The organism is Nocardioides sp. GCM10027114 (assembly GCF_042659625.1).
GTDB lineage: Bacteria > Actinomycetota > Actinomycetes > Propionibacteriales > Nocardioidaceae > Nocardioides.
On sequence record NZ_JBHSSS010000022.1, the window covers coordinates 126382 to 137873 of the forward strand.

Here is an 11492-nt window from a genome sequence, read left to right on the forward strand (position 1 = left end):
CGCGCCGACGGACTCACACCCGACTCACGCCGGGCTCAGGCGTCGAGCGCCGGGTCGTGCGTGAGCTCGCGGCTGGTGACGGGCTCGTGGGTGACCTGCGAGATGTCGGTGGCGGCCGTGCGGAGCAGCTGCTCGGCCAGCTGGAGCAGTGCCCGGGCCGCGGCGAGCTCGGCGCCGATCTCGGGCACGTCGCGGTCGTGCGGGTTGAGGCGTGCCATGCCGGTGCCGGTCAGGACGTGCTCGCGCGCGCCGTGGAGGTGGGCGAGTGCGCGGGTGTCGCCCTCGACCTCGTTCATCAGGATCTCGACCCACCAGGTGGTGGCGGTGGCTTCCTCTGAACCTGCCATGCCGGTGTCGGTGGGCATGGTGGAGCTGCTGGGCCGGGCGGTGGTGTCCATGGGGAAAGGACCTCGCTTCTGGGGCTTCTGGGCGGTGGGGCTTCTGGGCGGTGGGGCTGGGTCTGCGACCACCTTGCGCCCCGGCGCGGGGGCGTCACAGGGCCGGAAGTCCCGCTCCCGTAGCCTCACCGCTCGTGGCCGCCTCGCTGCGCGGCCTGCTCGCCGACACCCGTCCGTTGCAGGTCGCACCCTTCCGTCGCCTGTGGGTGGCCAACATCATCACCGTCGTCGGCGCGCAGCTGACCGTGGTCGCGGTCCCGGCGCAGATCTACGGGATGACCGGGTCGTCGGCGTACGTCGGCCTCACCGGCGTCTTCGGTCTGGTGCCGTTGGTGGTGTTCGGCCTCTGGGGCGGTGCGCTCGCCGACGCGATGGACCGGCGCACCCTCCTGGTCGTGACGACCGTCGGGCTGATCGGTACCAGCGGTCTTTTCTGGGCGCAGGCGGCGCTCGGGAACACCAACGTGTGGCTGCTGCTCGGGCTGTTCGCGGTGCAGCAGGCGTTCTTCGCGGTGAACCAGCCGACCCGCAGCGCGGTGCTGCCCAAGCTGCTGCCGGCCGAGCTGCTGCCGGCGGCGAACTCGCTGAGCATGACCGTCTTCCAGGCCGGCGCGATCGCGGGACCGCTGCTCGCGGGGTCGCTCATCCCGGTCATCGGCTTCGCCTGGCTCTACCTGATCGACACGGTGACGCTGCTCGCCACGCTCGGGGCGGTGCTGCGGCTCCCGCGGCTGCCGGTCGAGGGTGTCGTGACCTCGCCGGGGATCCGGTCGGTGGTCGACGGGCTGCGCTACCTGCGCGGCCACCCGGTGCTGCTGATGTCGTTCGTCGTCGACATCGTGGCCATGGTCTTCGGGATGCCGCGGGCACTGTTCCCCGAGATGGCGAACACCCGTTTCGGGGGGCCGGACGAGGGCGGCCTCGCGTTCGCCCTGCTCTTCGCCGCTATTCCGGCCGGCGCGGTGCTGGGCGGGGTCTTCTCCGGCTGGGTCTCGCGCATCGACCGGCAGGGGCTGGCAGTCGTCTGGTCGATCGTGGTCTGGGGCATCGCGATGACGGGCTTCGGCATCGCCGGCGGGCTGGCCGGCGGCGAGCCCGGGCTGTTCCTGGGCGTCGCGGTCGCGATGCTGGTCGTCGGCGGCGCCGCCGACATGGTCTCCGCCGCCTTCCGCACCAGCATGCTCCAGGCCGCCGCTTCCGACGCCGTCCGCGGCCGCCTCCAGGGCATCTTCATCGTCGTGGTCGCCGGCGGCCCCCGCGTCGCCGACGTCGCCCACGGTGCGACGGCCGCCGTCGTCGGCACCACCGTCGCCGCCGCCGGCGGCGGGGTTCTCGTCGTGGTCGGCACGGTCGTCGCCGCCCTCGCCGTGCCGGCGTTCGTGCGGTACCGGGTCTCGACCCTCGCCGCCGCCCGCACCGCCGGCTGAACATCGGGGGTCGAGCCCGTCGAGACCCGGTGAGCAGCGCAGGGCGGTGCCCGACGGTGGTCGAGCTCGTCGAGGCCCGGGTGCTGGGCCGGGCGGTGACCGACGGGGGTCGAGCCCGTCGAGACCCGGTGAGCAGCGCAGGGCGGTGCCCGACGGTGGTCGAGCTCGTCGAGACTCGGTGGCCTGGGCGCCGTCACTTGTGCGCAGCAGCAGGTCCAGGGCGGGCCCTGACCTGCGCTTGCGCACGCGGTCACCACGAATCCCCGGATAGCCGGGGATCGCGACCGCCCGGGCGGGGGAGCTCAGTTCAGGCCGCAGGACTCGCGGGCAAAGGCCAGCGCGGCGGCGGCCCCGGCGGGTGACATCCGGACGACGAGCTCACCGGGCTCGCCGTCGAGGGTGAGCCGGACCCGGAATGCCGTCGCGCCGCCGGACTCGGCGAACACGTGCCCGTCGCAGCGGGCCGGTTGGACCGTCAGCGGCACCGCGACCCGGGGCCCGTCGCTGCGGACGGTGACCCCCGGCGACCAGAAGGACTGCCCGGCGGCGGTGAGGACCGGCGTTCCGGTGACCGTGTCGATCGTGAGCCGGCTGCCCCGCTCAGTCGCGCGGCCGGTCGGCTCGACGACGAGCACCAGGGTTCCCGGGGCGCCCTCGCCGCCGACGGAGCGGACCTCTTCGGCGAACGAGAGCCGGGCGACCCGGGCCACGTCGAGCTCGAGGCAGCGGCCCGTCACGTAGCGGTCGACGACGTCCGCCTCGTCCTCCACAGGAACGACGAGCCGGCGCCCCGCCCAGCCCAGCAGCAACCGGGCCTGTCCCGCCCCGGCACCGCACGCCGGCCTCGAGGGCTGGGCGAGGGTGAAGCCCCGCTCGGAACCCGCCGGGATCTCGCGCAGCCGCCCGCCAGGGAGTGGTCCGCGGAAGCGGGGGTCGACGTACGACACCGACGTCGGGGTGACCGGCTCGCCGAGCCCGTTGCCGACCCACACCTGGAACCGTCCCAGCGCTGCGTCGCGCGAGGACTGGCGCAGGTCCGCGACGACCTCGCCGGCCGGCGGTCCCGTGTCGGGCATCGGCAGCGGCGAGAGCGTGGAGATCGAGGGGGAGGGCGGCAGGGCGTCCGGGGCAGCGGGAGCGTCGCCGCACCCCGCCGCCACGAGCACGGAGGCCGCCAGGAGCAGCCGGAGCGCCGCACGCATGGCGTCACCGTAGCCGTGACTCGGCGTGGCCGCCGTCGTTGCCGCGGGTATGGGGATCCGCAGCGTCCTGACCACCCTCGCCCTCGCCGCCGGCCTGCTGGCGGCAACCGGACCGGCGGGCTCCCCGCCACCCGCGGCCGCCGCCGACGAGCCGCAGGACTGCTTCTGGACCAGCGTGTTCGACGAGGAGAACGGCAACCTCTTCTACCCGGACACCGGCGTGAACTACTACCTCGGCCGGGTCGCGCTGCCGCCGGGCGGCGAGCTGGTGGTCCGGGGTCGCTACCCGCACGCCCGCTACTCGAGCTTCAACGCCTACAACGAGCAGTTCCAGCCGATCGACGCGCTCGCCGACGTCGACATCGAGCCGGAGGCGGGGTCGACCAACCCGTTCCGGGTCGGCTCCCGCCGTGACCGGCCACTGCGCGACTACACCGTCCGGGTGGTGGCCGACCCGGCCCCGGCCGACCCGGCGGACCGGGAGCCCAACACCGTCCACCTCGGCGACGACGGGCAGCCGCGGCTCTCCGGCAGCCTGGTCTACCGGGTCTACCTGCCGGACCGCGGCCGAGACCAGTTCGGTGGCGTCGACCTGCCCGAGGTGGCGCTGCGACTGCCGGACGGGAGCGAGGTCGAGCAGCCGGCCGCGTGCACGCTCCAGACGCAGCAGCCGTCGACGGGTGTGACGCGCACCGACCGGCGCTCGGGCGGCCCGACCGTCCCGAACTACACCACCGCCCGGCCGCGGCCCCACTGGGAGCGCTTCTTCAACGTGCCCCGCACCATGCTCAACCAGTTCAGCCCCACCCTCGCCGACGCGTACGGCGCGGAGAGCCGCGGCGGCTTCTTCAGCGACGGCAACAACGCCTACGTCTACACGTTCATGGCCCGCGAGCACGGTCCGGTGCTGGTGCTGCGGGGTCGGCTGCCGCGCGTCCCCGCGACGTACGACGGGGAGCCGGTCATGGAGGCGGGCCAGGTGCGCTACTGGTCGCTCTGCTCGGTGTCGATGCAGCCGTATGGCGTCACCGACACGATCGGCTGCGTCAACGACAGCGGCGTCGCGGTCGACGACCGGGGCTGGTTCACGGTCGTGGTCAGCACCCCGCACGACCGGCCGGCCAACGCGCGGCGCGAGTGCGGCCTGACCTGGCTGCCGTTCGGGGCGCGTCCCACGGCGGCGCTCGTCATGCGCAACCAGCTCGCCGACCCCGACTTCGCCCACGCCGTGCAGCGGGTCCGCACGCCCGGCACCGAGCGCGAGGTGATGGGCGAGCACCTGCCGCGGGGCCGCTACCTCACGACGCGGGAGGCCGAGCGGCTCGGCTGCTGACCGGATACCCGCTTGCGAGGGCACCGCGGTCTAGGGTCTGCTGACCCCTGGCCACAGGGGCCCGGATTCAGGGGGAGAGGCGTTGGGCGCGGCGTACGACGTGGGGGAGCCGGGCAGACCCGGCGGGATCGGCATCCGCTGCGAGGGCGTCGTCCATCTCTACCGGACCTTCGAGGGCCACGACGTCGTGGCGCTGCAGGGCGTCGACCTGACGATCGAGGCCGGCGAGCGGGTCGCCTTCCTCGGCCCCAGCGGCTCCGGCAAGTCGACGCTGCTGACGCTGCTCGGCGGGATCCAGAAGCCCAGCGCCGGCCGGATCTTCCTCGGCGACGAGGAGATCTCCCGGATGGGGGAGCGCTTCCTCGCACGGGTCCGCGCCCGGCGGGTCAGCACCATGCTGCAGGGCTCGACCCGCAACCTGCTCCCCTACGCCACCGCCCGGCAGAACGTCGCCTTCGCGCGACTCGCGCTCTCGGCGGCCGAGCGCCGCGAGGTCCGGCCCGACGTCGAGCTGCTGGCCCGGGTCGGGCTGGCGGCGCAGGCCGACCAGGTGGTCAGCACCATGTCCGGCGGCCAGCGGCAGCGGCTCGCGCTCGCCTGCGCAGTCTCGACCGGCCCGCAGCTGCTGCTCGCCGACGAGCCCACCAGCCAGCTCAGCCACGAGGACCGCGACCAGGTCATCGCGCTCCTCCACGAGCTCGGCGACGAGCTCGGCACCACCGTCGTGGTGGTGACCCACCAGCCCGAGGTCGCCGCCACCTTCCCGCGCACCGTCACGATGAAGGGCGGCCGGGTCGGCGCCGAGGGTCGCGACGGTGCCGAGTACGTCGTCATCGGCGCCGAGGGTGTCGTCCACCTGCCGGCGCATCTCGCGGCCGAGTGGCCGCAGGGGACGCTGGTGCGGATCGAGCCCGACGACGTCGACCGGCTCGTCGTCAGCCGGCCCGCCGACGCCGAGGAGGTCCGGGCGTGACCGGCCACGAGCCCCACAGCCTCGAGCCCCGCAGCATCGAGCCCCGCAGCATCGAGCCCCGCAGCCTCGAGCCCCGCAGCCTCGAGATCCGTGGCGTCTCCTACGTGCTCTCCCGGACCCTGCTCGAGGGGATCGACCTCGAGCTGCGCGCCGGCGAGATGACCGCGCTGTCCGGGCCGAGCGGGTCGGGCAAGACGACGCTGCTCAGCATCGCCGGCGGCCTCGTCGAGCCGACGTCGGGCACGGCGACGTACGCCGGCACCCCGACCTGGCGCGGCACCGGCGACCCGCGGCCGGAGGTCGCCTTCGTGCTGCAGGTCTACGGCCTGGTCCCGATCCTGTCGGCCCGCGAGAACGTCTCGGTCGCGCTGCGCGCCCGCGGCGTCGCACCGGCCGACGCCGACGAGCGGGCCGAGGCCGCGCTCGCCCGGTTCCACATCGCCGACCTCGGTGACCGGCAGGTCGAGGAGCTCTCCGGCGGCCAGATGCAGCGGGTCGCGCTGGCCCGCGGCCTGTGCGTCGGCGCGGAGGTGCTGCTCGCCGACGAGCCGACCAGCGAGCTCGACGAGGGCAACCGGGCGCTGGTGCTGCGCGAGCTCCGGGCCGAGGCGCTGCGCGGCGCCGTGGTGGTCGTCGCCACCCACGACCCCGCTGTCGTCGAGGCCTGCGACCGCCACGTCGCGCTCGACGACGGGCGTCTCGTCGCCGCTGACCAGCCGGACCAGCTGGACGACCGACCGGGCGAGCCCGCAGAGCCGGCGGGCGCCGTCGAGGACCTGGCCCCGGTCGGGGTCGCCGGGCCCGGACGCCACCGGGCCGACGACCCGGCCGACGACCCGGCTGACGACCGGGCCGATGACCGGGCCGATGACCGGGCCGATGACCGGGCCGATGACCGGGCCGACGAGTCCGACGCGCACGCCGCCTTCCGCCGCCCGGTCGGACCTGCATGACCCGCACCATCCGCGGGGCGTGGTCCCGCCGGGGCACCTTGCTGCCCCTGTTCCTGCTCACGGCCGTGGTCGTCGCCGGCGTCGTGGCCCTGGTGGCCGTGGCCGCCGCGACCGGCACCTCCCCGGCGGTGGCGGTGCCGCTGCTGGTGCTCGGCCTGGTCGCCGTCCCCGAGACGGGTCTGCAGCTCGCGGCCGCGCGACGGCCGGAGATCGCCCTCGCCCGGCTGCGCGGGCTCACCGGCGCGTCCCTGCACGTCGTGCTGGCGGCGGAGCCCTTGCTGGCGCTGCTCGCCGGGTCCGCGCTGGGCCTCGTCCTCGGGGCGGGCGTGGCCGTCGCCGCGGGGGCCGGGCCGCTGACGGCGGCCATGGTCCAGGCGGCGCTGCGCTGGACCGCGGGCGTCGTCGCCGTCGCCCTCGTCGCCGTGGTCGCGGGCGCGGCCCGGGCGCTCCGGGAGCCGCTGGAGTCACAGGTCCGTCCCGAGCAGCGGCCGGGACGGGCCGGGGTCCTCGCGCTGTTCGGCCAGGTGCTGCTGCTCGCCGGCGCGGCCGTGGCGCTCTACGGGGGGGCCGGACCGGCCGCCTCCCCGGACTCCACCGCCGGCGGACCGGACTGGCTCGTGCTGGGGGGACCCGCCCTGGTGGGCCTCGCCTGCGGCCAGCTCGCGGTGTGGCTGGTGCACCTGGCCGCCGGGGTGGGCGTGGCCGGCTCCGGCCATCGCGGGCTGGCGGGCTTCCTGGCGGCTCGGCGACTGGCCCGCGTCCCGGACGCGGCGACGGCGCTGCGGCTGGTGGTCGCCGCCGGCGTGGTCGCCGCGGTGGCGCTGACCGGCGGGGCCCGGGTCGCCGAGTGGACCGAGGACACCACGAGGCTGCGGGCGGCGGCGCCGCTCGCGGTGCCGTTCGACGGCGACGTGTCCGACGCCCTCGCCCTGACCCGCGACCTCGACCCGGACGGGCAGCACCTGATGGCGGCCGCGCTGGTCGCCGGCGAGGGCAGCGTCCCCGCCCGCCGCGCCTTCCTCGACACCGCGAGGTACGACGCCGTGGCCGGCGACTTCCTCGCCGGCACCCCCGCCTCGGGTCTCGCCGACCGGCTCGGCGACCTGCGCGCGGGCTCGCTCGAGGTGTCCGGCCGCCGGCTGGAGATGACGGTGCGTGGGGTGAGCCGCAGGGACGCCGGCCGGCTCCGGCCGCGCGTGGTGGTGCGCTACCGCGATGCCGCGCTGCGCAAGGGCTCGGTGCTCGCCACCGTGGCGCTCGACCTCACCGGGCGCCCCGCGACGGCGCGGGCCACCGTCCCCGCCTGCGACCTCGGCTGCACGGTCACCGGGCTGCGCCTCGAGCGCAGCCTCGACGACGCGCCGTTGCCGTTCGTGGTGACCAGCCTCGACTTCGGCGGCACCGACCTGCTGGCCTCGGACTGGACGCCCGAGGCCGCCGGTGCCGACGGGGCGCCGGCCGGGCCGGTGCGCGTCGCCGACGGGCTGCTCGCCGTCGCCGGCCAGTGGCGGCAGGCCGCCCTCCCCGGCGACCCGGGTGGGGCCGCGGTCCCCGTGCTGGCCACCGCGTCCGCCACCTGGGCGGACGACCCCGTGCTGGACTCGCCGGGCGGCGAGGACCTGCCCGCCCGGGTGCTCGACCGGCTGCCGGCACTGCCCCTGGTCGGCGCCGACGGCGTGCTCGCCGACCTGCCGCGCGCCGCGGCCGGCGCGCCCCCCACGGTCCCGGTCGCCGAGGTGATGGTGCTCGCCGCGGCCGACACCCCGGGCGCGCTGCTGGACCGGCTCGCCGACGCCACGGGCAGCGAGCCGCGCGACCTCGCCACCGTCCGCGCCGACGTACGCCGCGAGGTGGGCGCCGCGGCCGCCCGCTCCTACGTCCTCGTCGCCGGGTTCTGCCTCGCCGTGGCCCTGCTCGCCGCGGCCGGCGCCGTCGCCCGCCAGAAGGCCGCCCACCGCCGCGAGGTCGCCGTGCTGCGGCTGCTGCTGGTGCCGCCCCGGCTGGTACGACGTGCGGTGCGGGTCGAGCTGGCCGTGCTGGTGGTGGTGTCCCTGGCCGCCGTGGGGCTCGGCGGCCTGGTGGCCGCGGCCGTCCTGCTGCCGGACCTGCTGGCCGCCCGCGCACTGGTCACCGGGCTGCCGCACACGCCGCCGCTCGGCACCGCGCCCTCCGCCGCCCCGCTGCTGCTCGTGGCCGGTGTCGCCGCCGCCGTGGTCGCCGTGGTGGCCGGCTTCGCCCGGCGAAGCGACCCGGACGCGACCCGGCCGGCGACCCTGCGCGAGGAGGGTGCCTGATGCCCAGGAGGTCGCCCACGATGTTGCCGACGATGTTGCCGACGCTGCTCCGTGGGCTGCGCTCCCGCGCCCTGCTCTCGGCGGGGTCGCTGCTGCTGACGGCGATGGCGATCGGCTCGGCCGTGCTGGGGCCGGTGTTCCAGTCGGCGGTCACCAGCTCCTACCTGGTCACCCGGCTCGGCGAGGCGCCGAACCCGCTCACCGGCCTCGCCTGGACCTACCAGCCGGGCGCCGGCGCCACCCCGGCCCGGGCCGAGGCCGCGGCGGTCGAGGCGGCAAGCGAAGCGGCGGGCCCGTTCGGGACGCCGCGCACCCGGCTGCAGACCGTTCAGGTCGAGGCCGACTTCGTCGGGCTGGCTCGGCTGCTGGCCACCCCCGACGCCTGCAACCACCTCGAGGTGGCCGGTCGCTGCCCCGAGCGCGCGGGCGAGGTGCTGATGCTCGCCGGCGACCTCGACCGAAACCTGCTGGAGGTCGGCGACACGGTCGGGCTGGCCGCCCCCGTCGGGAAGGTCACGGTGGTCGGCACCTACCAGGCGCCCGACGACGAGGCCGACTACTGGTTCGACCTGCAGCGCTTCGGCTCCATCCCGCGACAGACCACGTCGGCGGGCGTCGAGATCCCCTACCAGGCGGCGCCCCTGGTGACCGTGCCCGCGTCCTTCGAGGGGTTGCCGGCCGCCGCGTGGCAGGTCGAGGTCGACCGGCTGCTCGAGGCGCCGCCCGATCTCACCCTGGCCGATCTCGACGTGGCCGTCGCGACCGCGGGCGCCATCACCGACGCCGAGTCCGTGGTGGCCGGCGGCCGGCTGCGCGGCGGCCCCGTCAACGACCTGCAGCTGATCGCCGACGAGACCCGCGCGCAGCAGGAGACGGCCCGGGCCTCGGTCACGCCCGCCGTGGTGTCGCTGGTGCTGGTCGCGATGGCGCTGCTGCTGCGGCTGCTCATGGCGGCGGCCGACCTCCGGCTCCCCGAGCTCGCGCTGGCCTCGCTGCGCGGGTTGAGCCGACCGCAGCTGTGGCGGCTCGGGCTGGCCGAGCCACTGCTGCTGCTGGCGCTGGCCACCCCGCTGGGGGCCGTGCTCGGCGTCGGCCTGGCGCTCGGCCTGGTCCGCTGGTGGCTGGTGCCCGGCCTGCCGCTGCCGCTGCCGGCCGCCGCCTGGCTCGCCGGCCTGGCCGTCGTCGCCGCGTCGGTGCTCGTGGCCGTCCTCGCCGTCGGGCTGGTGCTGCGGGCCTCGCTGTCCGAGCAGCTCACCGGCGTCCGGCGCCCGCGCGGCACCGGCCGGGCGGGCCTCGTCCTCCAGCTCGCGCTGCTCGCCGTCACCGCCGCGGTGCTGGTCGCCACGCTCACCGGCTCCGGGCCGGGCCGTCCCGACGCCACCGACCTGGTGCTGCCGGTGCTGCTCGCGCTGGTGGCCGGGCTGGCCGCGACCCGCGGCACCGCGCTGGCCGCCGGCCGCTGGACCCGGCGCCGGAGCGGCTCCCGCTCGCTCCCGGCGTACGTCGCCGCCCGGGCGCTCAGCCGGCGGCAGGAGGGCACCCTGGTGATCCTGCCGGTCACCGCGGCCATCGCCATCTGCGTCTTCGGGGCCGGGGTGCACCAGTCCGCGGCCGACTGGCGGGCCAGCGTCGCCGCGACGACCGCGCCGGCCGACCAGGTGTGGCGCTCGCCGCTGCCGCTCAACCAGACCGTCGCGCTCACCCACGAGCTCGACCCCGAGGGCGAGCACCTGATGGCGGCCGGGACGCTCAGCACCCTCGGACCGACGTACGCCGTCCTCGACACCGAGCGGCTCGAGCGCGTCGCGGCCTGGCAGGACCAGTGGACGCCCGGGCTCGGCTCCGCCGACGTGGCGGACCGGCTCGGGCTGCCCGCGGCGGTGCCCGAGGTCACCGGCCGGCGGGTCTCGGTGCGGGTCGACAACCGGGCCGAGGTCGGCGGCGAGCTGCACCTGCGGCTGCGGCTCGACGTGCCGGGGGACCGGCCCCACTTCCTGTTCCTCGGCCCCTACCCCGAGGGTCGCGCCACCACCCGCAGCCAGCCCGCGCCGTACTGCGCCGAGGGCTGCCGGCTCGACGGGATGACGCTCGGCGGCGGCGCCACGCTGCCGCTGACCCTGGGCGGCCGGGTCGTCGTCGAGGAGGTGGCCGTCGACGGCGAGCCGCTGACCGACGCGCTCGAGGGCGCCGGCTGGGGGCCGGCCCCGCGGGCCTCGTCGCCCGACGCCATCACAGGGCTCGACACGCGCGACGGGGCGCTCGTCCTCGACACCGACTCGGGCGGCTCGCCGGTCATCCTCCAGCTCGCTGCGGGCGGGGTGACGCCCGAGCTGCCGGTGGTGGCCGGCGTCGACGCCCCGGCCGGCACCCAGGAGGGGGCGTTCGGCTCGACCAGCGCCACGGAGTTCCCGGTGGACCCGGTCGCGACGGCCGCGAGCGTGCCGCTCCTCGGGCCGAGCGGCCTGCTCATCGACTACCGGATGCTGACCACCGACCGTGAGATCTATCCGCAGGACGCCCCGGTGCTGGTGCTCGCCCGCGCCGACACCCCCGAGCGGGTGCTCGACGGGCTCCGCGACCGCGGCGCCTCCCTCGAGACCACGCTGGCCGGGGTGCAGCGCACCCTCGACCAGGGCGCCTACGCACTGACGCTGCGGCTGTACGCCGTGGTCGCGGTGCTGGTGCTGCTGATGGCGCTCGCCGGGCTGCTCGTCAGCACCGCCGTGCAGCTGCCCGCCCGCCGGCGCGACGCCGCGTCGCTGCGGGTCGTCGGCGTCCCGCGGCGCTCGGTCGTGTCGGCGGTCGTGCGTGAGCTCGCGGTGGCGCTCGGCGCGACCGCGGTCGCCGGGCTCGCCGCCGGCACGCTCGCGCAGTACGTCGTCCTGCGCACCGTGACCCTCGGCGTGGTCGAC

The 11492-nt window shown here is 76.6% G+C and carries 8 protein-coding genes; 6 read left to right on the top strand and 2 right to left on the bottom strand.

The window, feature by feature from the left end:
* Nucleotides 1-35: 35 nt before the first annotated feature.
* Nucleotides 36-398, bottom strand: a complete 363-nt coding sequence (locus ACFP2E_RS10865) for a dsRBD fold-containing protein (RefSeq protein WP_378524556.1) — start codon at nucleotides 396-398, stop codon at nucleotides 36-38.
* A 134-nt stretch (nucleotides 399-532) separates the two neighbouring features.
* Between ACFP2E_RS10865 and ACFP2E_RS10870 the strand changes: the two genes are divergently transcribed.
* On the top strand, nucleotides 533-1825 hold the full coding sequence (locus ACFP2E_RS10870) for an MFS transporter (RefSeq protein ID WP_378524555.1): 1293 nt from the start codon (nucleotides 533-535) through the stop codon (nucleotides 1823-1825).
* A gap of 302 nt (nucleotides 1826-2127) precedes the next feature.
* Here ACFP2E_RS10870 and ACFP2E_RS10875 read toward each other — a convergent pair whose 3' ends face one another.
* Nucleotides 2128-3027 (bottom strand): hypothetical protein, encoded by a 900-nt coding sequence (locus ACFP2E_RS10875; RefSeq protein WP_378524554.1) that lies wholly within the window; start codon nucleotides 3025-3027, stop codon nucleotides 2128-2130.
* A gap of 25 nt (nucleotides 3028-3052) precedes the next feature.
* On the opposite strand from ACFP2E_RS10875, the gene ACFP2E_RS10880 reads away from it, so the two are divergent.
* The 5 genes from ACFP2E_RS10880 to ACFP2E_RS10900 all read left to right on the top strand — a co-directional run.
* Nucleotides 3053-4360, top strand: a complete 1308-nt coding sequence (locus tag ACFP2E_RS10880) for a hypothetical protein (protein WP_378524552.1) — start codon at nucleotides 3053-3055, stop codon at nucleotides 4358-4360.
* A gap of 82 nt (nucleotides 4361-4442) precedes the next feature.
* Nucleotides 4443-5333 carry an ABC transporter ATP-binding protein gene (locus ACFP2E_RS10885; RefSeq protein WP_378524551.1) on the top strand — a complete coding sequence of 297 codons (891 nt, stop codon included), beginning with the start codon at nucleotides 4443-4445 and terminating at the stop codon, nucleotides 5331-5333.
* On the top strand, nucleotides 5330-6286 hold the full coding sequence (locus ACFP2E_RS10890) for an ABC transporter ATP-binding protein (protein ID WP_378524550.1): 957 nt from the start codon (nucleotides 5330-5332) through the stop codon (nucleotides 6284-6286). The genes ACFP2E_RS10885 and ACFP2E_RS10890 overlap by 4 nt, the downstream gene beginning before the upstream one ends.
* Nucleotides 6283-8580 (top strand): hypothetical protein, encoded by a 2298-nt coding sequence (locus ACFP2E_RS10895; RefSeq protein ID WP_378524549.1) that lies wholly within the window; start codon nucleotides 6283-6285, stop codon nucleotides 8578-8580. The genes ACFP2E_RS10890 and ACFP2E_RS10895 overlap by 4 nt, the downstream gene beginning before the upstream one ends.
* On the top strand, nucleotides 8580-11492 hold a 2913-nt coding region (locus ACFP2E_RS10900), incomplete at its 3' end, for an FtsX-like permease family protein (protein WP_378539333.1). The genes ACFP2E_RS10895 and ACFP2E_RS10900, both read left to right, overlap by 1 nt.